The organism is Streptomyces sp. NPDC059534 (assembly GCF_042743475.1).
Classification (GTDB): domain Bacteria; phylum Actinomycetota; class Actinomycetes; order Streptomycetales; family Streptomycetaceae; genus Streptomyces.
Genome location: NZ_JBHWAQ010000014.1, coordinates 44,726 through 70,830 on the forward strand (window position 1 = coordinate 44,726; position 26,105 = coordinate 70,830).

21 protein-coding genes are annotated in these 26,105 nt (G+C 73.1%); 4 read left to right on the forward strand and 17 right to left on the reverse strand.

Annotated features, from left to right (window positions below):
* The first annotated feature begins 23 nt into the window (after positions 1 to 23).
* Both ACFVZH_RS18315 and ACFVZH_RS18320 read left to right on the forward strand, forming a co-directional pair.
* A complete protein-coding gene (locus tag ACFVZH_RS18315) occupies positions 24 to 1,160 on the forward strand; it encodes a PQQ-dependent sugar dehydrogenase (protein ID WP_384898389.1) in 1,137 nt (378 codons plus the stop codon).
* A 14-nt stretch (positions 1,161 to 1,174) separates the two neighbouring features.
* Positions 1,175 to 1,480 carry a DUF6191 domain-containing protein gene (locus ACFVZH_RS18320; RefSeq protein WP_384898505.1) on the forward strand — a complete coding sequence of 102 codons (306 nt, stop codon included), beginning with the start codon at positions 1,175 to 1,177 and terminating at the stop codon, positions 1,478 to 1,480.
* Here ACFVZH_RS18320 and ACFVZH_RS18325 read toward each other — a convergent pair.
* The 7 genes from ACFVZH_RS18325 to ACFVZH_RS18355 form a co-directional block, all read right to left on the reverse strand.
* Positions 1,364 to 4,420: an AAA family ATPase gene (locus ACFVZH_RS18325; RefSeq protein WP_384898390.1), complete on the reverse strand. Its 3,057-nt coding sequence runs from the start codon at positions 4,418 to 4,420 to the stop codon at positions 1,364 to 1,366. The two genes, ACFVZH_RS18320 and ACFVZH_RS18325, sit on opposite strands and share 117 nt — an antisense overlap.
* Positions 4,421 to 4,427: 7 nt before the next feature.
* On the reverse strand, positions 4,428 to 4,625 hold the full coding sequence (locus tag ACFVZH_RS18330; RefSeq protein WP_384898391.1) for a hypothetical protein: 198 nt from the start codon (positions 4,623 to 4,625) through the stop codon (positions 4,428 to 4,430).
* A 160-nt stretch (positions 4,626 to 4,785) separates the two neighbouring features.
* A complete protein-coding gene (locus ACFVZH_RS18335) occupies positions 4,786 to 5,382 on the reverse strand; it encodes a hypothetical protein (RefSeq protein ID WP_384898392.1) in 597 nt (198 codons plus the stop codon).
* A 35-nt stretch (positions 5,383 to 5,417) separates the two neighbouring features.
* Entirely contained in the window at positions 5,418 to 5,981 is a 564-nt protein-coding gene (locus ACFVZH_RS18340; protein ID WP_384898393.1) for a GNAT family N-acetyltransferase, read from the reverse strand.
* Positions 5,959 to 8,205, reverse strand: a complete 2,247-nt coding sequence (locus ACFVZH_RS18345) for an MMPL family transporter (RefSeq protein ID WP_384898394.1) — start codon at positions 8,203 to 8,205, stop codon at positions 5,959 to 5,961. Before ACFVZH_RS18345 ends, ACFVZH_RS18340 begins: the two co-directional genes overlap by 23 nt.
* Before the next feature lie 185 nt (positions 8,206 to 8,390).
* Complete coding sequence (locus ACFVZH_RS18350) at positions 8,391 to 10,481, reverse strand: phosphocholine-specific phospholipase C (protein ID WP_384898395.1); 2,091 nt, start codon at positions 10,479 to 10,481, stop codon at positions 8,391 to 8,393.
* A 157-nt stretch (positions 10,482 to 10,638) separates the two neighbouring features.
* Positions 10,639 to 11,217, reverse strand: coding sequence for an isochorismatase family protein (locus ACFVZH_RS18355; RefSeq protein ID WP_384898396.1), 579 nt, complete (start codon positions 11,215 to 11,217; stop codon positions 10,639 to 10,641).
* 164 nt (positions 11,218 to 11,381) lie between these two features.
* Here ACFVZH_RS18355 and ACFVZH_RS18360 point away from each other — a divergent pair, with 164 nt between their 5' ends.
* Positions 11,382 to 13,316, forward strand: coding sequence for a protein kinase (locus ACFVZH_RS18360; protein WP_384898397.1), 1,935 nt, complete (start codon positions 11,382 to 11,384; stop codon positions 13,314 to 13,316).
* Between the two features lie 88 nt (positions 13,317 to 13,404).
* Here the strand turns inward: ACFVZH_RS18360 and gatB are convergent, their stop codons facing one another.
* From gatB to ACFVZH_RS18405, 9 genes are all read right to left on the reverse strand, one after another.
* The gene (gatB, locus tag ACFVZH_RS18365) at positions 13,405 to 14,916 is read right to left on the reverse strand and encodes an Asp-tRNA(Asn)/Glu-tRNA(Gln) amidotransferase subunit GatB (protein ID WP_384898398.1); all 1,512 of its coding nucleotides are present in this window, start codon (positions 14,914 to 14,916) and stop codon (positions 13,405 to 13,407) included.
* Between the two features lie 28 nt (positions 14,917 to 14,944).
* Positions 14,945 to 15,190: a hypothetical protein gene (locus tag ACFVZH_RS18370; protein ID WP_384898399.1), complete on the reverse strand. Its 246-nt coding sequence runs from the start codon at positions 15,188 to 15,190 to the stop codon at positions 14,945 to 14,947.
* On the reverse strand, positions 15,187 to 16,683 hold the full coding sequence (gene gatA / locus ACFVZH_RS18375; RefSeq protein ID WP_384898400.1) for an Asp-tRNA(Asn)/Glu-tRNA(Gln) amidotransferase subunit GatA: 1,497 nt from the start codon (positions 16,681 to 16,683) through the stop codon (positions 15,187 to 15,189). Before gatA ends, ACFVZH_RS18370 begins: the two co-directional genes overlap by 4 nt.
* A gap of 5 nt (positions 16,684 to 16,688) precedes the next feature.
* Positions 16,689 to 16,985, reverse strand: coding sequence for an Asp-tRNA(Asn)/Glu-tRNA(Gln) amidotransferase subunit GatC (gene gatC, locus ACFVZH_RS18380; RefSeq protein ID WP_384898401.1), 297 nt, complete (start codon positions 16,983 to 16,985; stop codon positions 16,689 to 16,691).
* A 166-nt stretch (positions 16,986 to 17,151) separates the two neighbouring features.
* Entirely contained in the window at positions 17,152 to 19,266 is a 2,115-nt protein-coding gene (locus ACFVZH_RS18385; protein ID WP_384898402.1) for a putative bifunctional diguanylate cyclase/phosphodiesterase, read from the reverse strand.
* A 250-nt stretch (positions 19,267 to 19,516) separates the two neighbouring features.
* Positions 19,517 to 21,697: an NAD-dependent DNA ligase LigA gene (gene ligA / locus ACFVZH_RS18390; RefSeq protein ID WP_384898403.1), complete on the reverse strand. Its 2,181-nt coding sequence runs from the start codon at positions 21,695 to 21,697 to the stop codon at positions 19,517 to 19,519.
* A 32-nt stretch (positions 21,698 to 21,729) separates the two neighbouring features.
* Positions 21,730 to 22,728 carry a methionine synthase gene (locus tag ACFVZH_RS18395; protein WP_384898506.1) on the reverse strand — a complete coding sequence of 333 codons (999 nt, stop codon included), beginning with the start codon at positions 22,726 to 22,728 and terminating at the stop codon, positions 21,730 to 21,732.
* A 20-nt stretch (positions 22,729 to 22,748) separates the two neighbouring features.
* Positions 22,749 to 23,447, reverse strand: coding sequence for an SDR family oxidoreductase (locus ACFVZH_RS18400; RefSeq protein ID WP_384898404.1), 699 nt, complete (start codon positions 23,445 to 23,447; stop codon positions 22,749 to 22,751).
* A gap of 7 nt (positions 23,448 to 23,454) precedes the next feature.
* The gene (locus ACFVZH_RS18405) at positions 23,455 to 23,994 is read right to left on the reverse strand and encodes a TIGR00730 family Rossman fold protein (RefSeq protein ID WP_384898405.1); all 540 of its coding nucleotides are present in this window, start codon (positions 23,992 to 23,994) and stop codon (positions 23,455 to 23,457) included.
* Between the two features lie 98 nt (positions 23,995 to 24,092).
* Between ACFVZH_RS18405 and ACFVZH_RS18410 the strand changes: the two genes are divergently transcribed.
* Positions 24,093 to 24,917, forward strand: a complete 825-nt coding sequence (locus tag ACFVZH_RS18410) for an alpha/beta fold hydrolase (protein ID WP_384898406.1) — start codon at positions 24,093 to 24,095, stop codon at positions 24,915 to 24,917.
* Here the strand turns inward: ACFVZH_RS18410 and mnmA are convergent.
* Positions 24,914 to 26,059 carry a tRNA 2-thiouridine(34) synthase MnmA gene (mnmA, locus tag ACFVZH_RS18415; RefSeq protein WP_384898407.1) on the reverse strand — a complete coding sequence of 382 codons (1,146 nt, stop codon included), beginning with the start codon at positions 26,057 to 26,059 and terminating at the stop codon, positions 24,914 to 24,916. The two genes, ACFVZH_RS18410 and mnmA, sit on opposite strands and share 4 nt — an antisense overlap.
* Positions 26,060 to 26,105: the final 46 nt, after the last annotated feature.

Here is a 26,105-nt window from a genome sequence, read left to right on the forward strand (position 1 = left end):
GACTCGTCGAAGGGGACCGGACCATGAGCCGTCCTGCTGTTGTGAAGGCCCTGTGGGGCGCCGCCGTGCTGGTGCTCGTGGCCGGCTGCTCCTCGGGGGACACCGGGGAGCGGCCGAACACGGCGCCGCCGGCGTCGGTCTCCCCGTCCGCACCCCCGTCCGCCTCGGGGTCCGCGCCCCCGTCCGGCGCCGGACGGGTGTCGGTGGCGGGCACGCTCACCGAGGGGCTGAAGTCTCCGTGGGGAGTCGCGGAGCTGCCCGGCGGCGACCTGCTGGTCTCCTCGCGGGACGAGCGGACGATCACCCGGGTGGACGGGCGGACCGGTGCCAAGACGGATCTCGGCGAGGTGCCGGGGGTCGTTCCGGGCGGCGAGGGCGGCCTCCTGGGCCTCGCGGTGCGGGACGGCTGGGTGTACGCGTACCTGACGGCGTCCTCGGACAACCGCATCGTGCGCATGCGGTACGGCGGCGCGGACGGAGACCGGCTCGGGGCGCCGCAGCCGGTGCTGACCGGCATCCCGAAGGGGGTCGTGCACAACGGCGGGCGGATCGCGTTCGGCCCGGACGGCATGCTGTACGCGGGGACGGGCGAGACGGGCCGGACCGGCCTCGCCCAGGACCGGAGCTCGCTGGGCGGGAAGATCCTGCGCATGACCCCGGAGGGGAGACCCGCGCCGGGCAATCCCTTCGCCGGATCGGTGGTCTATTCGTACGGGCACCGCAATGTGCAGGGGATCGCCTGGGACGCGGCGGGGCGGCTGTGGGCGGCCGAGTTCGGGCAGAACACCTGGGACGAGCTGAACCTGGTCGAGCCCGGTCGGAACTACGGCTGGCCGGAGGTCGAGGGGCGGGCGGGACGGGCCGGGTTCGTGGACCCGGTGGCCCAGTGGCCGACCTCGGAGGCGTCCCCCAGCGGGATCGCGTACGCGCGGGGCGCGATCTGGATGGCCGCGCTGAGAGGGGAGCGGCTGTGGCGGGTGCCGCTTTCCGGAGCGGAACGTTCAGGTGACCCGGAGGCGTTCCTGACACAGGAGTACGGCCGTCTTCGCACGGTGGTCTCGGCGGGTGACGGCCGGCTCTGGCTGGTGACCAGCGAGACGGACACCCGGGGGACGCCCGGGCCGGGGGACGACAGGATCCTCCGGCTGGAGGTGAGCTGAAGGAGGCGGTGACCGTGTTCGGCGGACTGGACGAGCTCTTCGCACCGGGGCGCAGGCACACCGAGGACGAGCTGCGGCGGCAGGCGCTCACCCGGGAGGACCCGGGGGACGCCGATCCCTCGCGCGGCCCGATAGACCTGACCTCGGGCCGCGTGACGATACGGCTTCCCCGCCCGGGCACGGAGCCGGCGGCCGGGCCGGGGTCAGAGGGCCGGGTCGAGGAGGTGGAGGCGGTGGGCGAGGGCGGCGGCCTCGCCGCGGCCGGCGACACCGAGCTTGGCGAGGATGTTGGAGACGTGGACGCTGGCCGTCTTGGGTGAGATGAACAGCTCCTCGGCGATCTGACGGTTGGTGCGGCCGACCGCGACCAGGCGCAGGACGTCCTGCTCGCGGGGGGTGAGACCGAAGCCGTCGCCGCCCGGCTCCACCGGGGCCGGGCCCTGCTTCTCGGGCGTGAGGGAGAGGCGGGCTCGGGCGGCGAGGAGTTCCGCGTCCTCGCGGAGCGGGCGGGCGCCGAGCCGGACGGCCTCGGCGTGGGCCTCGCGCAGCAGGGCCGCGGCCTCCTCGCGGCGGCCGCCCTCGACCAGCAGGGCGTCGGCGAGGCGGTGGCGGGCGCGGGCGAGCTGGGCGGGGCGTTCCAGCGGTTCGTAGGCGGCGACGACCTCGGCCCAGCGGGCGGCGGACGCGCGGCCCTCGGCGCGGGCGAGCTCCTCGGAGACCTGCCGGGAGTGGGCCGCCCAGACCGGGGCCGGGGTGGCCAGGCCGAGAAGGCAGCGGCGGATCAGTTCGAGCGCCTCCGCGCGGCCCTCGTCGGCGGCGGGCAGCCCTCGGCTGTCGGCCTCGGCCGCGACGGCGGTGAGGACGAGCGGCCAGCCGTAGCGGTGGGTGCCGGGCGGGAAGCCGCCGTCCGCGGCGGTGGCGACGGCGGCCCGGACGTCGGCGAGGCGCCCCTCGGCGGCGGCCACGGCGATCGCGACCTGGGCCATGGGCAGGGTGTACTGCGGGATCGGGTCGCGGGTGCCGTAGACGGCGCAGGCGTCGGCGAGGTGGCGGGCGGCCGCCTGCAGTTCGCCGCGGGCAGCGGCGAGCTGGGCCAGGCGGAGGGAGGCCGAGCCGCGCGGCTTGGTGCTGGTCGCCCGGCGCAGCAGGCGTTCGGCGGCCTCCTGGGCCTCGTCCCAGCGGCCCAGCGAGAAGAGGGACTCGGCCCGGTTGGCCTCGATCCAGCCGACGCCGTCGACCAGTCCGTAGGAGCGGGAGAGGCGGATGCCGGAGTCGGCCGTCTCGACGGCCTCGTGGGAGCGGCCGAGGGATTCCAGTGCGGAGGAGATGTTGATGTGGGCGCGCGATGCCTCGTTGAACTGGCCCAGCGCGGTGGTCCGTTCGCGCACCTCGTGCATCTCGGCGAGCCCGGCCTCGACGTCGCCGGCCGCGGTCATGATGGTGCCGAGGGTGAGGCGGGCGTTGAGTTCGATCGACTCGGCCTTGACGAGCCGGGCGTACTCGACGGCGCGTTCGGCGGTGGTGAGGGCCTCGGGGCCGGGGTTGCGGAGCATGCCCCAGCCGGCGGCGCCGACCAGGACGGTGGCGTGCACGGCGGACGGCGGCAGGCCCTTGACGAGTTCCTGGGCGCGGGCGATCTCCTCCCAGCCGTCGCCGCGGCCGAGGTTGGACTGGAGACGGGCCCTCTCGGTCCAGAACCAGGCGGCGCGCAGGGGGTCCTTGTCCTCGTCGGTGTCGAGGAGGCGCAGCGCCATCTTGCCGATCTTCACGGCGCGCTCGCGCTCGCCGCTGAGCCGGGCGGCGACGGCGGCCTCGGCGAGCAGGTCGAGGTAGCGCAGCGGGGTGGTCTCGGGGTCGCAGCCGCAGGGCGGGTACGCCTCGGCATAGTCCATGGGCCGGAGCTCGCGGCGGATCTCGGCGGGGGCCTCGTCCCAGAGTTCCATGGCCCGTTCGAGGAGCCGGAGCTGTTCGGCGTAGGCGTGCCGCTTGCGGGTGGCGACGGAGGCGCGGAGGACGGCGGGCAGCGCCTTGGCGGGGTCGTGCGCGTGGTACCAGTAGGTCGCGAGCCGGGTGGCGCGCTCGTCGGCGCGGACGAGCGCGGGGTCGGACTCCAGGGCTTCGGCGTAGCGCCGGTTGAGGCGGGAGCGTTCGCCGGGCAGCAGGTCGTCGCTGACGGCCTCGCGGACCAGGGAGTGGCGGAAGCGGTAGCCGTCGCCGTCGGGGACGGCGAGCAGGATGTTGGCGCCGACGCAGGCCCGCAGCGCCTCGATGAGTTCGTCCTCGGTGAGCCGGGCGACGGCGGCGAGCAGGTCGTACTCGACGGTGGAGCCGCCCTCGGCGACGATCCTGGCGACCCGCTGGGCGTCTTCGGGGAGCGTCTCGACCCGGACGAGCAGGAGGTCGCGCAGGGAGTCGCTGAGCTGGCCGGGGGCGCAGCCGGCCTCGTGGGAGACGACGAGCTCCTCGACGAAGAAGGCGTTGCCGTCGGAGCGCTCGAAGACCTCGTCGACGAGGCCGGGGTCGGGTTCGGCGGCGAGGATGCCGGTGAGCTGGCGGTGCACCTCGGTGCGGGTGAAGCGGGCGAGTTCGACGCGGCGGATGGTGCGGAGCCGGTCGAGTTCGGCGAGCAGGGGGCGCAGCGGGTGGCGCCGGTGGATGTCGTCGGCGCGATAGCTGGCGACGACCACGATCCGGCCGCGGCGCAGGGTGCGGAGGAGGTAGGTGAGCAGGTGCCGGGTGGAGGCGTCGGCCCAGTGCAGGTCCTCCAGGACGAGCGCGATCGTACGGTCGGCGGCGAGCCGTTCCAGGAGCCGTACGGTGAGTTCGAAGAGGCGGGCGGTGGAGTCCTCGTCGGAGGTCTCGTGGCTGCCGGGGTCGCCGAGTTCGGGCAGCAGGCGGGCGAGTTCGGCCTGGTGGCCGTCGGCGGCGGCGGTCAGTTCGTCGGGGAGTCTGCGGCGCAGCGAGCGCAGGGCGGTGGCGAAGGGCGCGAAGGGCAGGCCGTCGGCGCCGAGTTCGACGCAGCCGCCGACGGCGACCACGGCGCCCCGGTCGCAGGCCGTGTCGAGGAACTCCTCGATGAGCCGGGTCTTGCCGACCCCGGCCTCGCCGCCGATCAGCAGGGCCTGGGGCTCTCCCGCGGTCGCGCGGGAGAGCGCCTCGGTGAGGGCGGTGAGTTCGCCGGCCCGGCCGACGAAGACGGGACTGACTGACCTGGTCTCCACGGCGCCGAGCATCGCACAACCATCCGTACGGTCGCTCATACGGGGGTCACGCGGCCCGGACGAAGTGGCCGCGGTCGCCGCCGCTCACCTGCCCCTCCGTGCCATGGCTGCCGTGCCGGCGGCCGAAGAGCCGCAGCCCCCGGGTGGCCCCGGTGGTCTCGGCGGCCTCGTGCGACAGGCGCTGGGCGGCGGCCTCACGGACGAGCTGGGCGTGGTTCATGCGGTGGAGTTCGTACGCGAACATCGGGTGCTCCCTGGTTCTTCTCGGTTTCGGTATCGCTCCTTGCGATGCCTCTACTTTCGTTTCCCAGGGGGTGCGGTCACATCGGGCGTGTGCCGCATGTTCGGGGTACGGGGGGCCTTAGGCGGGTCCCAGGGGGGCCTTAGGCGGACCGGGGCGGGCCTCAGGACCCGGTGGTGGGCAGGCTCAGGAACAGGTCGAAGTAGGTACCGACCGACAGGAGCAGCCCGAGGCCGCCGAGGACGGCGCCGGCGACGGCGACCGCGCGGAACGGGCCGGTGCGCCGGGGAAGGGTGAGCACGACCACGGCGACGATCAGGGCGATCAGGGCGAAGACGCCGTTCACCAGGGCGGTGCTGTGCCAGGCGTCTCCGTAGATCTCGGAGATCTGCTGGGCCGGGGAACCGCTCTGGGAGGTGGTGATCTGCCCGATGAGCGTCTCGCGCTCGGAGACGACCTTGCCGGTCCAGGTCCCGGTGAGGGCGACGGCGCCGAGGGCGGCGGAGACCACGGCGGCGGCGCCGGCCCCGATCCCGGCGGCCTCGGGGGCGGGTGCCGGGGCTACCGCCTCGTCGTCGTCCTCGTCGTCGTCCAGCCCGTCGGGCGCGGTGGTCCCGTCGAGCGGGTCCACGGTGTCCACGGCGTCCTCGGCGGGCTCGGCGGCCCGGGCGTCCACCGCCGCGTCCCCGGTCTCCGGAGCCGCGTCGGCCTCCGGCCGCGACGGCTTCTCTTCGGTCTTCTCGGTCGTCTTGATGTCCATGCGGCGCACGCTAGGGGGCCCACATGAGAGCGGTCTTAAGAGGCGGTCGCCTTCGCCGCGCGCCACTCGGGGGCGAGGACGGCCCAGACCTCGGTGTCCGCGCGGGTGCCGCGGTACAGGTAGTTCTCCCGCAGCACGCCCTCCTTCGTCATGCCGAGGCGGCGGGCGACGGCGATGCTCGGCGCGTTCGCGGCGGAGGCGAACCATTCGACGCGGTGGATCCCGCGCTCCTCGATCGCCCAGTCGACGATGACCCGGCAGGCCCGGGTGATCAGGCCCTTGCCGGCGGCGGAGGGCTCCAGCCAGCAGCCCGCCTCGGCGGTCCCGTTCGCGACGTCGAAGATCCGGAAGAGGACGCCGCCGACGAGCGTGCCGCCGCTCCAGATGCCGTACAGCCGTCCGGTGTCGTTCGCGGCCTTCTCGGCGTACGAGGTGAGGTAGGCGCGGGCGGAGTCGAGGTCCGCGACGAAGTCGGGGAGCGCGATGTGCTGCCCGATGAACTCCCGGCCCCGGTCCATGTGGGCGAGGAGCTCCTCCGCCTGCCAGGGCTCCAGGGGCCTCAGCTCGGCACCGTCGTCACCCAGCGATATCGCGAACATCGTCGTTCCTCTCCTCCGCGGCCGAAGCCGTCACACGCTGTCCTGGGATCTTCGCACGCTCGTCGGCGGCCTCGCGGCACTCGGGCGGCTCGATGCTGATCCGGGGCAGGATCCGGTCGAGCCGCTTGGGCAGCCACCAGTTCGCCCCGCCGAGCAGGTGCATGAGCGCGGGGACGAGGAGGGTGCGCAGGACGAAGGCGTCGAGGGCGACGGCCGCCGCGAGCGCGATGCCGAACATCGCGATGACCCGGTCGCCGGAGAGCACGAAGGCGAGGAAGACCGAGATCATGATGACGGCGGCGGAGTTGATCACGCGGCTGGTCTCGGCGAGCCCGACGCGGACCGCCCGCCGGTTGTCCCCGGTCTCCAGCCACTCCTCGTACATCCGGCTGACCAGGAAGACCTGGTAGTCCATGGAGAGCCCGAAGAGCACGGAGACCATGATCACGGGGAGGAAGGGTTCGATCGGTCCGGCGCTGCCGAGACCGAGGAGCTCGCTCCCCCAGCCCCACTGGAAGATCGCCACGACGATGCCGAAGGCGGCGGCGACGGCGGCGACGTTCATGGCGGCGGCCTTGAGCGGGATGCCGATCGAGCGGAAGGCGAGCAGGAGCAGCAGGCAGCCGAGGGCGATGACGACGCCGACGAAGAGCGGCAGCTTGCCGACGATGATCTCGGCGAAGTCGTCGTACGAGGCGGTGACGCCGCCCACGTTCACGTCGAGGGAGGTGCCGGCCTCGGCCTCCGGGAGGACGTCCTGGCGGATCCGGTCGACCAGCTCGCTGGTGGCCTTGGACTGCGGCGAGGAGTCGGGGACGACGGTGAGGACGGCGGTGTCGCCGGAGCTGTTGTACGTGACCGGGGAGACGGAGGCGACCCCGCGGGTGGCGGAGAGCGCGGCCGGGAGCTGGTCGAGGGCGACCCGGTCGTCGGCGCCGTCGAGCCCGGCGACGAGCGTGAGGGGCCCGTTCATGCCCGGCCCGAAGCCCTCGGCGATCAGGTCGTACGCCTGGCGCGTGGTCGCGGTGGCCGGGTTGTTGCCCTGGTCGGAGGTGCCGAGGTGGAGCGAGAGGGTGGGCAGCGCGAGAACGCCCATGACGACGGCGGCGACGGCCCCCAGGAGCTTGGGGTGGCGCTCGACGAAGGCGGACCAGCGGGCGGCGAAGCCGGTGGGGAGCTCGAGCTGCGGCCCGTGCTCGACGAGCGTCCGCCGCTCGCGCCGGGAGAGCGCCCGCGGGCCGATGAAGGAGAGCAGCGCGGGCAGCAGGGTGACGGCGGCGGCGACCGTGAGGACGACGGTGAGGGAGGCGGCGATGGCGACGCCGTTGAGGAAGCCGAGCCGCAGGATCAGCATGCCGAGCAGCGCGATGCAGACGGTGGCCCCGGCGAAGACGACGGCGCGGCCGGTGGTGGCGACGGCGGTCTGGGCCGCCTCGGCGACGGAGAGCCCCCGTTTGAGGCCCTTGCGGTGCCGGGTCACGATGAAGAGCGCGTAGTCGATGCCGACGCCCAGGCCGACGAGCATGCCGAGCATGGGCGCGAAGTCGGCGACGGTCATCAGATGGCCGAGGAGCACGATCCCCGAGTACGCGATGCCGACGCTGACGAGCGCGGTCGCGATGGGGAGCGCGGAGGCGGCGAGCGAGCCGAAGGCGAGGAAGAGGACCACGCCCGCGACGGCGACGCCGACGACCTCGGCGATGTGGCCGCCGGGGGCCTCGGTGAGGGCGACGGCGCTGCCGCCGAGCTCGACCTGGAGCCCCGCGGACTCGTCCGCCGCGGCCTTCGCCGTGTCGACGAGGGCGCGGGCCTGGGCCTCGGGGATGTCGTCGGCCTGCTCGTCGAAGGTGACGGTGGCGTAGGCGGTGCGCCCGTCCTCGCTGATCTGGCCCTGGGTGTCGCCGTACGGCGAGGTCACGGCGGCGATGCCGGGCAGGTCGGCGACCTTGTCGAGCATCGCCGTCATGCGCTGCTCGACGGCGTCGCCGCGGACGCTGCCGCGGTCGGTGTGCCAGACGACGGTGTCGCTGTCGCCGCCGAGGCCGTGGAAGCCCCGGTCGAGGAGGGCGGTGGCCCGCCCGGACTCGGTGCCGGGGACCTCGTAGTCGTTGGAGTACGCGTTGCCGGCGACGATCGCACCGGTGCCGACCCCGCCGAGCGCGAGGAGCCACAGGAGAACGACGACGAGACGGTGCCGGATGCACCATCGGGCGATGGCTGCCAAAGGACGTGCTCCCTGGGTGGTTCGTGGATCGTGCACGGGAACAGCCCGAGCAGAACGCGCGTGACCTACGTGCGCCCACTCTTACAGCCAAACGTGATCGTTTGTCCGTTTCGTGTCGATGCTCACAGGCGTGTGCGGAGGTTAAAGGACCGAGGTCCCGCCACCCCCGCACCCCGCCCCCGGGATCACCCGGAGACGCTGGGACGCCCGTTCTCGACGTGGCCCATGAGCCGGCGGCGGAAGCCGCCGGGCGCGGTCACCTCGACGTCGTACCAGCCGTGCGCGTCGGCTGCCGAATGGACGACGGTACGGGTCCTCCCGGGCTTCACGGTGACGGTGCGGGTCCAGTCGGCGAGGTCGTCCTCGTCGCCGTACCCCAGCGGACGCACGGTGAAGGCGAGCGGCTCCTTGCCCGTGTTGCGGACGGTGAGGTGCAGGTCACGGTCGTGGTGGTCGATCCGGGAGGCCAGCTCGGCGCCGCCCGTCGCGGGGCCCTCGAACTCGCGGCGGAAGCCGTTCGGGCCGGTGATCGTGAAGCGGTAGCGATCACCCGGAACGGGGACGGTCCACTCCCCCGTCCCCCTGACGTCCCGGTGCTGCGGGACGTCGAACTCGCCCGCGTACGGGTAGAGGGCAAAGTGCGCGCTCGCCTTCCCCCGGTTGCTCAGCGCGACCGTCACGGCACCGGTCCCGGTGGTCGCGGCGGCGTCCGGCTGGTACGGCAGGGGGCGGGCGGGGCGCACGCCGGGCTCCTGGAGCGGCATCCGCTGCACGGCCGGGGGCTGCGGTCGCCAGCGGCCGGTGAACGGCGGGATCGGGCCGGGCTGCTCGACCTCGGGCCGCCGGCGGCCGCGCTTGAAGTCGAAGGCGGAGGTGAGGTCGCCGGTGACGGCCCGGCGCCAGGGGGTGATGTTGGGCTCGCGGACGCCGGTGAGCCGCTCCAGGAAGCGGATCACGGAGGTGTGGTCGAAGGTCTCGGAGCAGACGTAGCCGCCGGTCGACCACGGGGAGACGACGAGCAGCGGGACCCGGATGCCGAGGCCGGTGGGCCGGCCCTGCCAGCGCTCGTCCGTGTTGTCGGCGGGCGGTACCGGCGGCGGGACGTGGTCGAAGAAGCCGTCGTTCTCGTCGTAGTTGATCAGGACGACGGTGTGGCGCCACACGTCCGGGTGCGCGCCGAGCGCGTCGAGCACCTTGTAGACGAGGGTGGCGGAGGCGATCGGCGAGGAGGAGCCCGGATGCTCGGAGTCGATCGCGGAGGGGACGAGGTAGGAGACCTCGGGCAGCGTGCCGGCGGCGACGTCGGCGCGGAACGCGTCGGCGAGGGTGCCGGACTCGACGCGGCGCAGCCCGCGCTCGAAGAGGGAGCGCTCGGCCGCGGTGAGGCCGGCGACGCCCTCCTCCAGGAGGCCGAGGAGCCGGGTCCGCTCGGCGAGGTCGTCGGTGTCGCGGACGGCGGCGTAGAAGGACTCCATGAAGGTGTGCCCGCCGGTCCCGGCGAGCGCCTTGCGGGCGATCTTCTTGAAGGTGGTGAAGAACTCGATGTTGTTGTCGGTGAAGTTCTCCCACTCGGTGTACGTCTTCCAGCTGCGCCCGGCGGCTTCGAGCCGCTCGGCGTAGGTGGACCAGCCGTAGCCGGGGTGGGTGCCCTCGGCGTAGGCGGCGTTGGTGACGGCCCGGCTGCCGTCGGCCTCGAAGCCGGTCCAGCCGGACCAGAGGTGGTTGCGGTTGGGGCTCGTCGAGGTGTGGACGGACGAGTGGTAGGCGTCGCAGACGGTGAAGGTGTCGGCGAGCTCGTAGTGCAGGGGGATGTCCTGCCGGTCGTAGTACGCCATGGTGGCGGCGGTCTTGGCCGAGACCCAGCCGTCCATCCAGCCGCCGTGCCATGCCTTGGCGCCGCCGCCCCAGGAGTGGTCGAGGTCGCCGATGTACTGGAGGTCCTTCTGCTGGGTCTCGGCGGCGCCGCGGACCGGGAAGGGCAGCACGGTCCGGCCGAGCGCGGCCGGCTGCTCGAACACGGGCCGGCCGGAGGGCAGCTCGATCGCGTTGCGGTCGCCGAATCCGCGGACGCCGCGGAGGGTGCCGAAGTAGTGGTCGAAGGAACGGTTCTCCTGCATCAGGATCACCACGTGCCGGACCGCCGCCATCCCCCCGGCCGGGGGCTCCGCGGCCATCGCCGCCTGCAGCGACGGCGGCAGCAGCGAACCTGCCGCGGCGGCGCCGAGGGCGCCTCCGCCCAGCGCGAGCAGCCTTCTGCGGGACATCTCGGATGACAAGACCGACCTCCAGTCGACGTCCAATGGTTCGCCTTCGAGCCATTGGGTGGTACGCCGGGGACGGTAGTGAGCCAGGATGACGGAAAGAAGACCCGCCGGAGGCCCGGTGGTGAACGTCCAAGAGAACGTGCCGGGAGCCCGGGCGACGCTCGGCCCGTCAACCTCGGCCCTGCTCCAGGAGCGCGAGGATCTCGGCGGTCGTCGCCGTCTCGCCGAGACGCGGGAAGATCCGCTCCACGCTGTTGCGGTGGGCGTCGACGCTGGTGTCGGTCATGGCGTCCGTGGCCAGGACCACGTGGTAGCCGTGCTCGAAGGCCGCGCGGGCCGTGGTCTCGACGCCGATGCTGGTGTTGATGCCGGTGAACACGAGCTGGGTGACCCCGGCGGCGCCCAGCCGCTCGTGCAGGTCCGTGGCGTGGAAGGCGCCCCAGCACCGCTTGGTGACCCGGAGGTCGTCCGGGCGGGCGCCCAGTTCGGGCATGAGGTCGGACCAGCCCGCCGGCGGCTCCTCCTCGTCCTCGTCCACCGCGGCCGCGGACTCGTCCGTACGGCCCGGGGCGCCGCCCGTGACGTTCACGAGGACGACCGGCAGGCCGTGCCTCCGGAAAGCCTCGGCGAGCGCGACGGAACGCTCCACCACCACCCCGAGCGGGTGCGCCGTGTCGCGCTCCCACATCCCCTTCTGCAGATCGATCACGACCAGGGCGGGTGTGGGATCGACAGTGGTCACGGGCATCGCCGGGGGCCTCCTCCGAACGGGTGACAACGCGGTCCCGTCCCATGATAGGGAGCGCCGGGAAGCGCCACCGAACCAATTCCGGTGACCCTTCCCCGCGTTGACCGCGGGCATGCCGGAACGGCAAGCTGACCCCCTGTCAATCACTGTGCCCTGGGGGAAACTTGAGCAACACGGCACACCACATCGGGCCCGACGCCACACCTGACCGGTACCGGCTCCTCCGCTCCATCGGGCGGGGCGGCGAGGCCGTGCTCTATCTCGCGGAGATCGAGCTCGCCGGCGGCACCGAGCCCGTCGTCGTCAAGGTCCTCGACTCCAAGACCACGATCACTCCCGAGGTCTTCGAGCGGATCAGCCAGAAGTGGAACGAGCAGGCCGAGCTGCTGCGCTTCGTCCACCGGCCGGGCGTCGTCGGCGTACGGGAGCACTTCCAGGGCCCGCCGATCCACCGGCCCGGCGAGTCCGGGACGATCACCGGCCGGGCCCTGGTGCTCGTCATGAACCATGTCGACGGCCTCGACCTGCGCGACTGGCGGGCCGAACGCACCCTCGCCACCGCGGCCGAGCGGCGCGAGGTCATGCGGACCCTGGAGCAGCTCGCCGACGTCCTCGACTGGCTGCACTCCGGCAAGGCCACGCCGTCCGGGCGGACGGTCGTCCACGGCGACCTGTCCCCCGGCAACGTCATGGTCGACGAGCACGGCCAGGCGACCCTCGTCGACTTCGGCCTGAGCAAGCTGACGGCCGACCACCAGACCGCCGAGGTGTGGTTCACCCCCGGTTACGCGGCACCGGAGATCTTCGAGGGCAAGCGCAGCCCGGCCACCGACCGCTACGCCTTCGGCGCCATCGCGTACTTCCTGCTCAGCGGGCAGTCCCCGCCCACCGCGCCCGAACAGCTCGTCGCCGCGCTCGGCACGCTGCCGCAGATCGCGGGGCTGCCGGACGAACAGCGCGAGCGGGTCCTGAGCATCGCGGCGGCCGACGCCGGCCGCCGCCCGCCGGCGCTGTCGGGCTGGGTGAAGGACGTACGGCACGGGGTGGTGTCCACCACTACCTCCCGCCCGGCGACGGTCGAGGACGCGGTCCCGGCCGCCGCGCCGCTGAAGCCCCTGGCGCCGCCGCAGCCCGCGGCCCCGCCGGTGGCCGCCCCGGCCGTCGGGCCGGCACCGGCGGCCCCGCAGCCGGTGGCCCCGCCGCCCGTCGCCCAGCCGGTCGTGGCCCAGCCCGTCGTGGCCCCGCCGCCCATCGCCCAGCCCGTCGTGGCCCCGCAGCCCGTCGTACCGCAGCAGCCCGCGCCGCAGCCCCCCGTACCGCAGCAGTCCTTCGAGCCGCCCACGGTCGCCACGCCCGGCTTCGGCGCACCCGGCTTCGGCCCGCCGACGCCTCCCTCGGCGGGCACGACCGCCCCTCCGTCGCCACCCGCGCCGCGACCCCGGCGCAAGGGACCCCTCATCGGTGCCGCCGTCGGAGTCGTCGTGGTCGCCGTCCTCGCGGTGATCGGGGTCCGGCTGCTCGGCGACAAGGCCGACAAGGGAACCGAGGGCAAGGGCGGCCCGGCCACCACGGCCACCACCTCCGCGCCCGCCACGGTCGAGCCCACGACCGAGGAGCCGACCGAGGAGCCGACGACCCAGGCCCCCACCGAGGAGACCGCGGACCCGTCCGAGTCGGCGAGCCCGACGGACGACCCCGGCTCCGTACGGGACTCGCCCACGGCCGACCTGACCACGCTCGCCTCCGTCAGCGAACCCGACGACTTCACCGTCGGCGCCGCCAAGATCGACACCAAGGAGTACGGAGCGGCCCTGATCGGCGACTGCTACAGCGGTGCCTACGTGGAGTACGACCTCAACCGCGAGTGGTCCACCTTCGAGTTCACCGCCGGCATCGACGACGGATCGAAGATCGAGTCCGCCCGGGTCGTGGTCTCCGTGGACGACCAGCCCGCCCTCTTCAACGAGACGGTGGAGCTCGGCAGGCCGATCTCGAAGACCCTGACCATCAAGGGGGCCCTGCGGCTGCGCCTCAAGGTCGAGTCGACCTGCACCGACACCGGCAACGCGGTCATCGCCGCCCCGCTCCTCAAGCGGTAGCCGCGGCCCACGGCGAACGGCCCCGCACCGGAACTCCGGTGCGGGGCCGCTCACATGCCGTGCGGGGCAAGGCCGTACGGGAAGAGGATCAGCCCTCGCTGACGCCCAGCTTCTCCAGGATCAGGTCCTTGACCTTCGCCGCGTCCGCCTGGCCGCGGGTGGCCTTCATGACCGCGCCGACCAGGGCGCCCACCGCGGCGACCTTGCCGCCGCGGATCTTGTCGGCGATGGCCGCGTTGCCCGCGATGGCCTCGTCGACGGCCGTGCCGAGCGCGCCGTCGTCGGAGACGACCTTCAGACCGCGCTTCTCGACGACCGCGTCAGGGGTGCCCTCGCCGGCGAGAACGCCCTCGATGACCTGACGGGCCAGCTTGTCGTTGAGGTCACCGGAGGCTACCAGCGCCGAGACCCGGGCCACGTCGGCCGGGGTGATCGCCAGCTCCTCCAGCGAGACGCCCTGCTCGTTGGCGTTGCGGGCGAGCTCGCCCATCCACCACTTGCGGGCCGAGGCCGCGTCGGCACCCGCCTCGGTCGTGGCGACGATCGCGTCGACCGCGCCCGCGTTGAGGATGGCCTGCATGTCCAGCTCGGACACGCCCCACTCCTCGCGCAGCCGGTTGCGGCGCACGCGGGGCAGCTCGGGCAGACCGGCCCGCAGTTCCTCGACCCACTCACGGGCCGGGGCGACGGGGACGAGGTCGGGCTCCGGGAAGTACCGGTAGTCCTCGGCGTTGTCCTTGATGCGGCCGGAGGTGGTGGAGCCGTCGTCCTCGTGGAAGTGACGGGTCTCCTGCACGATCGTGCCACCGGAGGTGAGCACGGCCGCGTGGCGCTGGATCTCGAAACGCGCCGCGCGCTCCACCGAACGGAGCGAGTTGACGTTCTTCGTCTCCGAGCGGGTACCGAAGGTCTTGGTGCCGTGCGGGCGCAGCGACAGGTTCACGTCGCAGCGCATCTGGCCCTTGTCCATGCGCGCCTCGGAGACGCCCAGGGCACGGATCAGCTCGCGCAGCTCGGCGACGTACGCCTTGGCGACCTCGGGGGCCCGCTCGCCCGCGCCCTCGATCGGCTTGGTGACGATCTCGATCAGCGGGATGCCGGCGCGGTTGTAGTCGAGCAGCGAGTGCGAGGCGCCGTGGATGCGGCCGGTCGCGCCACCGATGTGGGTGGACTTGCCGGTGTCCTCCTCCATGTGGGCGCGCTCGATCTCCACGCGGAAGATCTCGCCGTCCTCCAGCTGGACGTCCAGATAGCCGTTGAAGGCGATCGGCTCGTCGTACTGGGACGTCTGGAAGTTCTTCGGCATGTCCGGATAGAAGTAGTTCTTCCGGGCGAAGCGGCACCACTCGGCGATCTCGCAGTTCAGCGCGAGGCCGATCTTGATGGCGGACTCGACGCCGATCGCGTTGACGACCGGCAGCGAGCCGGGCAGGCCGAGGCAGGTCGGGCACGTCTGCGAGTTCGGGTCCGCGCCCAGCTCGGTCGAGCAGCCGCAGAACATCTTCGTCTTGGTGCCGAGCTCGACATGGACCTCAAGGCCCATGACGGGGTCGAACGCCGCGAGGGCCGCGTCGTACGACAGCAGTTCAGTGACAGTCACGGTGAGAATTCCCTCTGAGCCTTCGGCCTCAGCCGAACAGGACGTCGTCGTCACCGATGCGCTTCAGCTCACGCACGAGGAGAGCGACGCCGGTGGCGATGGCGGCGGCGGAGATCACGGCGTCGAGCAGGCGCAGCGTGTCGTGCTCCGAGCGGGCCTTCTTGGCCTGCTTGAGCACGCTGATGGCGCCGAACGCGGTGGTCCCGATGGACAGGTACGTGCCGGTCTTGGACTTCTTGAAGCCCTTGGCCTTCTGCAGTGCACTGGTACTCACAGCGACGGAGCCTCCTCGAGCAGCGGGTGACCCCACTTTTCCACGAAGGCGGCCTCGACGGCGGCGCCGACCTTGTAGAGCCGGTCGTCCTTCATGGCGGGGGCGATGATCTGCAGACCGACCGGGAGACCGTCCTCGGGCGCCAGGCCGCAGGGCAGCGACATGGCGGCGTTGCCGGCCAGGTTGGTCGGGATGGTGCACAGGTCCGCGAGGTACATCGCCATCGGGTCGTCGGCACGCTCGCCGATCGGGAAGGCGGTGGTGGGGGTCGTCGGGGAGACGATGACGTCCACCTCCTCGAACGCCTTCTCGAACTCGCGGGTGATGAGGGTGCGGACCTTCTGGGCGGAGCCGTAGTACGCGTCGTAGTAGCCGGAGCTCAGCGCGTACGTGCCCAGGATGATGCGGCGCTTGACCTCGTCGCCGAAGCCGGCCTCACGGGTGAGGGCGGTGACGTCCTCGGCGGACCGCGTGCCGTCGTCGCCGACCCGCAGGCCGTAGCGCATGGCGTCGAAGCGGGCCAGGTTCGAGGAGCACTCGGACGGCGCGATCAGGTAGTACGCCGAGAGGGCGAGGTCGAAGGTCGGGCAGTCCAGCTCGACGACCTCGGCACCCAGCGACTTCAGCAGCTCGACGGACTCGTCGAAGCGCTGCACGACACCGGCCTGGTAGCCCTCGCCGCGGAACTGCTTGACGACGCCGACGCGCATGCCGGCGACCGAGCCGTTGCGCGCGGCCTCGACGACCTGCGGGACCTCGGCGTCGATGGAGGTCGAGTCGAGCGGGTCGTGCCCGGCGATCGCCTCGTGCAGCAGGGCCGCGTCGAGGACCGTGCGGGCGCAGGGGCCGCCCTGGTCGAGGGAGGACGAGAAGGCCACCATGCCGTAGCGGGAGACCGCGCCGTAGGTCGGCTTGACGCCGACCGTGCCGGTGACGGCGGCGGGCTGGCGGATCGAGCCGCCGGTGTCCGTGCCGATGGCGAGCGGGGCCTCGTACGCGGCGAGGGCGGCCGAGGAGCCGCCGCCGGAGCCGCCGGGGATCCGGGTCAGGTCCCAGGGGTTGCCGGTCGGACCGTACGCGCTGTTCTCCGTGGAGGAGCCCATGGCGAACTCGTCCATGTTGGTCTTGCCGAGGATGACGACGTCGGCGGCCTTGAGGTTCTTGACCAGGGTCGCGTCGTACGGAGGGATCCAGCCCTCCAGCATCTTCGAGCCGACGGTCGTCGGGATGCCGGCGGTGGTGAAGATGTCCTTCAGGGCGAGCGGCACACCGGCGAGCGGGCCGAGCTTCTCGCCGCGGGCACGCTTCTCGTCGACGGCGCGCGCCTGCGCGAGGGCGCCCTCGCGGTCGACGTACAGGAAGGCGTGGACCTTCTCGTCGACGGCCTCGATACGGGCGAGGTGGGCCTCGGTGACCTCGACGGCGGTCAGCTCGCCGGCGGCGATCTTCCCGGCGATCTCGGCCGCGGTGAGCTTGATGATGTTGTCCGTCATGACTGTTAGTCCTCCCCCAGGATCTGCGGCACCTTGAAACGCTGCTGCTCCTGGGCCGGGGCGCCGGAGAGCGCCTGCTCGGGGGTGAGCGACGGACGGACCTCGTCCGCGCGCATGACATTGGTCAGCGGCAGCGGGTGGGAGGTCGGCGGTACGTCTTGGTCGGCGACCTCGGAGACGCGGGCGACCGCGCCGATGATCACGTCGAGCTGTGCGGCGAAGTGGTCTTGCTCTTCACCGGACAGCTCCAGACGCGTCAGCCGGGCGAGGTGGGCGACCTCCTCGCGCGTGATGCCAGGCATGCAGCGATCCTCAGGGGTGAGTCTTGTGGAATGTGCCGCAATCCTATGGGGCGCGGGCCACCGCCACGAACACGCCTGGTTCATCCCCGCAGAGGTGGGGAGCGGAGTTGCCCGGCGAAATGGTCGAGTTCCTCGCCAGGGACATCCCCTGTCGAGGGGAACGCCGCTACGGCACGACCTGGCCCGAGGGCTGGTCGAGCTCGACCTGGGCCGCGATGTCGGCGGGGCGGCGCCAGCCGTGCTCGCCGCGGGCGAGGAGCCAGGCGGTCGCCTCGACGGGCGGCATGGCGGCCGCGACGAGCCAGCCCTGGACCGCGTCGCACCCCAGGTCACGGAGGCGTTCCCAGGTCTCGTCGTCCTCCACGCCCTCGGCGACGACGAGGAGGCCGAGCGAGTGGGCGAGGTCGACGGTGCAGCGGACGATCTCGGCGTCCTCGGTGTCCACGGCGAGCCGGGCGACGAAGGAGCGGTCGATCTTCAGTTCGCTGACGGGAAGCCTGCGCAGGTGGACGAGGGAGGAGTAGCCGGTGCCGAAGTCGTCGAGGGACATCTTCACGCCGTGGCCGGTGAGGCCGTTGAGCGTGTCGGCGGCCCGCTGGGGGTCCTCCAGGAGGACGTGCTCCGTTATCTCCAGCTGGAGGGCGCCGGCCGGGACGCCGTGGCGGGCGAGCCGGGCGGCGACGGCGCCCGCGAAGCCGGGGGTGTGGACGTCGCGCGGCGAGACGTTGACGGCGACCGGCACGTTGAGGCCCTGGGCGCGCCAGCGGGCGACCTGGGCGAGCGCGGTCTCCAGGACGTACTCGGTGAGGTGCGGCATGAGGCCGGAGGACTCGGCGATGGCGATGAACTCGTCCGGGGGGACCTTGCCGCGCTCGGGGTGGACCCAGCGGACGAGCGCCTCCAGGCCCGCGACCTGGCCGTCGAAGCGGACCTTGGGCTGGTAGTGGAGTTCGACCTCGCCGGCGTCGAGGGCGCGGCGGAGGTCGCCGAGGAGGCCGAGCCGGTCGGGGGTGTTGGAGTCGCGCTTGGACTCGTAGACCTCGACGCCGGTGCGGTCCCGCTTGGCCTGGTACATGGCGACGTCGGCGCGGCGCAGCAGGCCCTCGGCGTCGAGGGCGTGGTCGGGGAAGACGGCGACGCCGGCGCTGGCCTCCAGGACGAGGGTGAGTCCGTCGAGGTCGAGCGGGGAGGAGAGTTCGGCGACGAGGTGGCGGGCGACCCGCTGGGCGCTGGTGGTGGAGTCGGCGGTGGGCAGCAGGACGGCGAACTCGTCGCCGCCGAGCCGGGCGGCCTCGGCGCCGCGGGGCAGCGCGAGGCGGAGCCGTTCGGCGATCTGGAGGAGCAGCCGGTCGCCCGCGAGGTGCCCGAGGGTGTCGTTGACCGACCGGAAGCGGTCGAGGTCGATCAGGACGAGGGCGGCGCGGGCCCCTTCGCCCTCGGCCTCCTCCAGCGCGGTCCAGGCCCGCTCCAGGAGCCACTGGCGGTTGGGGAGCCCGGTCAGCGGGTCGCGGAGCTGTTCCTCGGCGCGGGCGCGGGCGATCCAGAGGGTGGAGTCGAGGGCGATGAGGGGGACGGCGAAGAGCGGCAGGAGGACCGGCCGGGTGGCGGCGACGACGCAGATGAGGGGGGCGATGCCGAGCAGGGCGACGGCGACGAGGCCCTGGCGGAGGAGGGCGGTGCGGGCGACGGTGGGCAGGCCGCGCCCCTGCGGCGCGAGGGTGTACCACAGGAGGATCCGGGTCACCACGAGATAGGCGCCCGCGGCGAGGACGACTTCCGGCAGGTCCCCGATCGTCCAGTCGAGGGGCCGCCAGGGCTGTTCGACGGTCGGTACGTCGCCGAAGAGGGCGAGGACGAGGGCGGCGGCGGCCACCCCGAGGACGTCGGCGGCGCCGTGCAGCAGGCCCTGGCGCCAGCGGTGCCGGCGGGCGGCGCCGACCAGGGCGACGACGGTCAGCGAGACGAGCCCGGCGGGCATCCAGCCGTACAGGAGGAGGACGGCGAGGGTGAGGGCGGCGCCGGAGCCGGTGCCGCCCCACCAGCGGTCGCGGCCGAGGGCGACCAGGTGGCCGACGATGAGGCCGGTGAGCACGGCGAGGGACCAGCCGGTCACCCCGCCGGGGAAGAGTCCGTGGCCGGTGCCCAGGGCTCGCTGGAGCCCGACGACGAGTACGACGGCGGCGATGCCCACCACGGCTGCGGGCAGCCGGGAGGTGAAGCCCAGGGTGACCGCACGGCCGTGTGACCGTGGGACCGGGGCGGCGCTCTCGGTCGGTTCCATTCCCGTCCCTCTCACAGGCGGCGGTGCCGTCGGGTGTGCGCGGGGCCGCGGTGCGGCCGTCCGTCGTCCGGCCGGCGCGCGGCGGGGCGGAGCCCCCGGGCGGCCGTGCGGGCAGGACGCACGGTCACCACACTAGGCCGCCGAGGGCTCCGACGGGCAGCGCTCTTCCTCTCTTGCCCGAATGCGGCCCAGCCACCCGTAACGATCTGGTATGCGCCGAACGGGTGACCTCGACAGGGCCGCCGCAGGGTCATCCGGTGACGGGGACCGCGGCCTCCCGAGCCGCGTCCGGCCCCTGTTCGAGCAGGACGGAGAAGCCCTCCTCGTCCAGAACCGGAACCTTCAGCTGCATCGCCTTGTCGTACTTCGAACCAGGGTTTTCACCGACCACCACGAAGTCGGTCTTCTTCGAAACGGAACCGGTCACCTTCGCTCCGAGCCCCTGGAGGGACTCTTTTGCGCCATCCCTGGTGAACCGCTCCAGGGTGCCGGTCACCACGACGGTGAGACCTTCCAGCGGACGCGGCCCCACGTCCTCCCCGGCGCCCTCGTCCTCCAGGGCGACCCCGGCGGCGCGCCACTTGCGCACGATCTCGCGGTGCCACTCCTCCGAGAACCACTGCTTCACCGCTGCCGCGATGATGCCGCCGACCCCGTCGACGGCCGCCAGCTCCTCCTCGCTCGCCTGCTCGATCCGCTCCAGGGAGCGGAACTCGCGGGCCAGCGCCTCGGCCGCGACCGGCCCGACGTGCCGGATGGAGAGGCCGTTGATGAAGCGGGCCAGCGGGCGGGTCTTCGCCGCCGCGATGTTCTCCAGCATCGCCAGGGCGTTCTTCTTCGGCTCGCCCTTCTGGTTGGCGAAGACCGTGACGATCTTCTCCTCGCCCGTCTTCGGGTCCCGCCGGGGCAGTCCGCTGTCCGGGTCCAGGACGTACGCCTTGATCGGCAGCAGCTGCTCGATGGTCAGGTCGAAGAGGTCGCCCTCGTCCAGCAGCGGCGGCTCGGCCGGCTCCAGCGGCCGGGTCAGCGCCGCCGCGGCCACCGCGCCGAAGTTCTCGATGTCCAGGCACTGCCGCCCGGCCAGGAAGAAGAGCCGCTCGCGCAGCTGGGCCGGGCAGGTCCGGGCGTTCGGGCAGCGGAGGTCGATGTCGCCCTCCTTCATCGCCTTCAGCGGCGTCCCGCACTCCGGGCACTCGGCGGGCATCACGAACTCCCGCTCGGTGCCGTCCCGCAGGTCGGCGACCGGGCCGAGGATCTCCGGAATGACGTCGCCGGCCTTGCGCAGCACGACCGTGTCGCCGATCAGCACGCCCTTGGCCTTCACCACCTCCTGGTTGTGGAGGGTGGCGAACTCGACCTCGGAACCGGCCACCGTCACCGGCTCCACCTGCGCGTACGGCGTGACGCGCCCGGTCCGGCCGACACCGACCTTGATGTCGACCAGCCTGGTGTTGACCTCCTCCGGCGCGTACTTCCAGGCGATCGCCCAACGCGGGGCGCGGGCCGTGGAGCCCAGCCGCCCCTGGAGCGGGATCTCGTCGAGCTTGACGACGACACCGTCGATCTCGTGCTCCACGGAGTGACGGTTCTCCCCGAAGTACGCGATGAACTCGCGCACGCCGTCGAGGGAGTCGACCACCTTGTTGTGCCGGGCGGTGGGCAGGCCCCACCCGCGCAGCAGCTCGTACGTCTCCGAGAGCCGGGCGATGTCGAAGCCCTCGCGGGCGCCGATGCCGTGGACCACCATGTGGAGCGGGCGGGAGGCGGTGACCTTCGGGTCCTTCTGGCGGAGCGAACCGGCCGCCGCGTTGCGCGGATTGGCGAAGGGCTTGTCGCCGGCCTCCACCAGCCGGGCGTTGAGCCCCTCGAACGCCTCCATCGGGAAGTAGACCTCGCCGCGGATCTCCACGAGGTCCGGGAGGTCGTCCCCGTGCAGCCGGTCGGGGATGTCCGCGATCGTCCGCACGTTGGGCGTGATGTCCTCGCCGGTGCGGCCGTCGCCGCGGGTGGCCGCCCGGGTCAGCCGGCCGTGCTCGTACGTGAGGTTGACCGCGAGGCCGTCGACCTTGAGTTCGCACAGGTAGTGGAAGTCGGGGGTGCCGACGTCCCGCGCGACCCGCTCGGCCCAGGTCGCCAACTCCTCGTCGTCGAAGGCGTTGTCCAGGGAGAGCATGCGCTCCCGGTGCTCGACGGAGGTGAACTCCGTCTCGTACTGCCCCGCCACCTTCTGCGTCGGGGAGTCCGGCGTCCGCAGCTCCGGGTACTCCTCCTCCAGCGCCTCCAGGGCGCGCAGGAGCTTGTCGAACTCGCCGTCGCTGACGACCGGTTGGTCCTTCACGTAGTACCGGAAGCGGTGCTCCTCGACCTGCTCGGCGAGGTCGGCGTGCTTCTCCCGTGCCTCGGCGGGCAGGGCCCCCTGTTCGACTGCCACCTTCGTCCGTCCTCCCGTGCCTCTGAACCCGGTCACTCTGGGTTGTCCGCGAGCGATCTCGCCGCCCGGGCGCAGTGGGCGAGCGCCGCGCGGGCGTACGCGGGCGACGCACCCGCGAGCCCGCATGTGGGGGTGACGACCACGGACTCCGCGAGAGTCCCCGGATTCAGCCCCAGCCTGCGCCACAGCGTCCTGACACCCATGACGCTACCGCCCGGGTCCGACAATGCCGTGTCGGTGGACGGCACCACACCGGCGAAGAGCTTCGTACCGGCCTCCACGGCCTCGCCGATCGGCTCCTCGTCACGTTCGGTGAGCAGCCCGAAGTCGAACGAGACACCGGCGACGCCCGCCCGCCGCAGCAGCGCGAAGGGGACGTCGGGGGCGCAGGAGTGCACGACGACCGGCCCGTCGTGGACGGCCGCCACGTCCCGCAGGGTGCTCTCCACGACCTGCCGGTCGACGGCCCGGTAGGTGCGGTAGCCGCTGGCGGTACGGACGTGGCCGCGCAGCACGGCGGTGAGCGAGGGCTCGTCGAGCTGGAGGACGAGCCGCGCCCCCGGGACGCGCCTGCGCAGCTCCGCGAGGTGGCGGCGGAGCCCCTCGGCGAGGGAGCCGGCCAGGTCGCGGCAGGCGCCCGGGTCGCCGAGCGCCGCCTCTCCGCCGCGCAGCTCCAGGGCGGCGGCGAGCGTCCACGGGCCCACGGCCTGCACCTTGAGCGGCCCTTCGTACCCCTGGGTGAACTCCTCCAGGGCGTCCAGGTCCTCGCCGAGCCAGGAGCGGGCGCGCTTGGTGTCGCGGCCCGGCCGGTCGCTGATCCGCCAGCCGCTGGGCTCCACGTGCGCGTAGAGGTCGACGAGCATCCCGGCGGTCCGGCCGATCATGTCGGCGCCGGGGCCGCGGGCGGGCAGCTCCGCGAGGAACGGGAAGTCCTCGAAGGAGCCGGTGGCGGCCTTGGCGGCCTCGCGGGCGTCGCCGCCCGGCAGGGAGCCGACGCCGGTGGCGGGAGCCCAGAACCCCGTGTCGCCCATGTCCTTCGTGTCGCCCATGTCTAGCGCCCCGGTCGGACGGTGAGGTCGTTGATCTCCGCGTCGCGCGGCAGGTCGATCGCCGTGAGGATCGCCGTCGCGACCGACTCGGGGTCGATCCACTTCGACGGGTCGTACTCCTTGCCCTCCTGCTGGTGCACCTTCGCCTGCATCGGGCTCGCCGTCCGGCCCGGGTAGACCGAGGTGACCCGGACCCCGTGGGCGTGCTCCTCGTGGCGCAGGGCGTCCGCGAGGGCCTTGAGACCGTGCTTGGAGGCGGCGTACGCGCCCCACTCGCCGTGCGCGTTCAGCCCGGCGCCGGAGTTCACGAAGACGACGTGGCCCTGGGAGACCCTCAGCTGGGGCAGCAGATGCCGGGTCAGCTCGGCCGGGGCGATCAGGTTGACGTTGAGCTGGTGGTGCCACGTCTTCGGCGTGAGGTCGCCGATCGGGCCGAGGTCGACGACCCCCGCGATGTGCAGCAGGCTGTCCACCCGCTCCGGCATGGTCTGGTGCGAGAACGCCCAGGACAGCCGGTCCGGGTCGGCGAGGTCGCCGACCAGCGTCCGCGCCCCGGGGAACTGCCCCGCGAGCTCCTTCGCCCGCCCCGCGTCCCGCGCGTGCAGCACGAGGTCGTCCCCGCGCGCGTGCAGGCGGCGCGCGACGGCCGCGCCGATGCCGGAACCGGCTCCGGTGATCACATGAGTAGCCATGGGCACCATGCTCGCATCAGCGGGAGGCGATGTTCTCCTCCAGGTGGGCGAGGGCCGCCTGGCCGTCGTCCGCGAAGAAGACGAGGTCGGTCAGGGGCAGCGGCAGGAAGCCCTCGGTGTCCATGCGGTGGAACTGGGCCTTCAGACCGTCGTAGAAGCCAGCGGTGTTGAGCAGGACGACCGGCTTGGCGTGCTTGCCGTGCTTCTTCAGCTCCAGGATCTCGGTGGCCTCGTCGAGCGTGCCGGTGCCGCCGACCATGACGACGATCGCGTCGGACTTGGCGAGGAGCAGCGCCTTGCGCTCGGCGAGGTCCCGGGCGACGACCATCTCGTCGGCGTCCGGCCGGGCCTTGTGCGCGAGGAAGTCGACGGAGACGCCGACGAGCCGGCCGCCCGCCTCCTGGACGCCGTCCGCGACGACCTTCATCAGACCGGTGTCGGAGCCGCCCCAGACCAGGGTGTGACCGGCCTTGCCGAGGAGGCGGGCGAAGTCGCGGGCGGGGGCCGTGTAGCGCTCGTCGAGCTCGGCGGCGGAGAGGAAGACGCAGATGTTCATGGCTCCCACCGTAGGACGTGACCGGCGGCTTCAGAATTCCTCCGGGAAATCCCGCCCGGCGGCGATGAGTTCCGCCGACGCCCGCGGTCTGCCCTGCCATGGACGAGGTGGGCACCACGCCGAGCAGGGTCAGGGGACGGGTCACGTCACGGGACGGGACGCCGATCGCGTACGAGCGGTACGGCGACGGGCGGCACGACGGACGGCCGCCGGTCGTCCTGGTGAGCGGGGCCCTGGGCACGGCCGCGGCCGAGCGGCCGCTCGCCGGGCTCCTCGCCCGCCGCTTCCCGGTCGTCGCCTACGACCGGCGGGGGCGCGGCGCAAGCGGCGACACCGGGCCCTACGCGGTGCAGCGCGAGATCGAGGACCTGGCGGCGGTGGTCGGCGCGGCCGGGGCCGGCGCGGCCCTGCACGGGACGGGGACCGGGGGCGCGCTGGCGCTCGCCGCGGTGGCGGCCGGGCTGGCGGCGGGGCCGGTGTCGGTGTACGAGCCGCCGTACTACACGGCGGAGGCCGTGGTGTGGCGGCGGGAGGTGGCGGCCCTGCTGGACCGGGGCCTGCCGGACGCGGCACTCGACCGGTTCCTGGCGGACGCGGCCGTACCGGCGGCTCCGCGGACCGGGGCCGCGGAGCTCGCCCACACCCTCGCGTACGACCTCGCGGTGCTCGGCGACGGCGTGGTTCCCGAACGGCACCTCGCCCGCGTCCACGCGCGCGTGTTGGTCGTCGACGGCGGCGCCAGCCCCACCGCGACCCGCCGTGCGGCCCGCGCGCTCACCGCCGCGCTCCCCCGCGCCCGCCACCGCACCCTGACGGGGCAGACCCCCGAGGTGGCGCCGCACGTCCTCGCCCCGGTCCTCCGGGACTTCCTGGCGGAGGAATGGGAGGACGGGGAGGACCGGCGGGACCGGGAGGCCGCTTAGGCGGTCGCCGGTTCGGTGGTGCGGCGGGTGGTCGTGGCGATGGTGGCCGAACCCACCACGCGCGTGCCGTCGTAGAGCACGATGGCCTGGCCGGGGGCGACGCCGCGGACCGGCTCGGCGAAGGTGACGGCGAGTTCGCCGTCGGCGAGGGAGGCCGTGACCTCGGTCTCGCCGCCGTGGGCGCGGAGCTGGGCGGTGTAGGTGCCGGGGCCGTCCGGGGCGGTGCCGCACCAGCGGGGCTTGATCGCGGTGAGGGCGCTGATGTCGAGGGACTCGACCGGGCCGACCGTGACCGTGTTGTTCACGGGCGAGATGTCGAGGACGTAGCGCGGCTTGCCGTCGGCCGCCGGGTGGCCGATCCGCAGGCCCTTGCGCTGGCCGATGGTGAAGCCGTACGCGCCCTCGTGGGTGCCGACCTTCGCCCCGGCCTCGTCGACGATGTCGCCCTCGGCCCTGCCCAGGCGGGAGGCGAGGAAGCCCTGGGTGTCGCCGTCGGCGATGAAGCAGATGTCGTGGCTGTCGGGCTTCTTCGCGACCGCGAGTCCGCGCCGCTCGGCCTCCGCCCGGATCTCGTCCTTGGTGGTGAGGGTGTCGCCCAGCGGGAACATCGCGTGCGCCAGCTGCTTCTCGTCCAGCACCCCGAGGACGTACGACTGGTCCTTGGCCATGTCGGAGGCGCGGTGCAGCTCGCGGGTGCCGTCCTCGTTCAGGACGACGGTCGCGTAGTGGCCGGTGCAGACCGCGTCGAAGCCGAGCGCGAGCGCCTTGTCGAGCAGCGCCGCGAACTTGATCTTCTCGTTGCAGCGCAGGCAGGGGTTGGGCGTGCGGCCGGCCTCGTACTCCGCGACGAAGTCGTCGACGACGTCCTCGCGGAACCGCTCGGCGAGGTCCCACACGTAGAACGGGATGCCGATGACGTCGGCCGCCCGGCGCGCGTCGCGCGAGTCCTCGATCGTGCAGCAGCCACGGGCGCCGGTACGGAAGGACTGCGGGTTCGCGGAGAGCGCGAGGTGCACGCCGGTGACGTCGTGGCCCGCCTCGGCGGCGCGGGCGGCGGCGACGGCGGAGTCGACTCCGCCGGACATGGCGGCGAGTACCCGGAGGGGGCGGGTGCGGGGGTGCGGGGGCGGCGTCTGAGTCATAGCCCTACCAGGGTACGGGTCGCCGGGAACCACGGGCGCGGGAGTA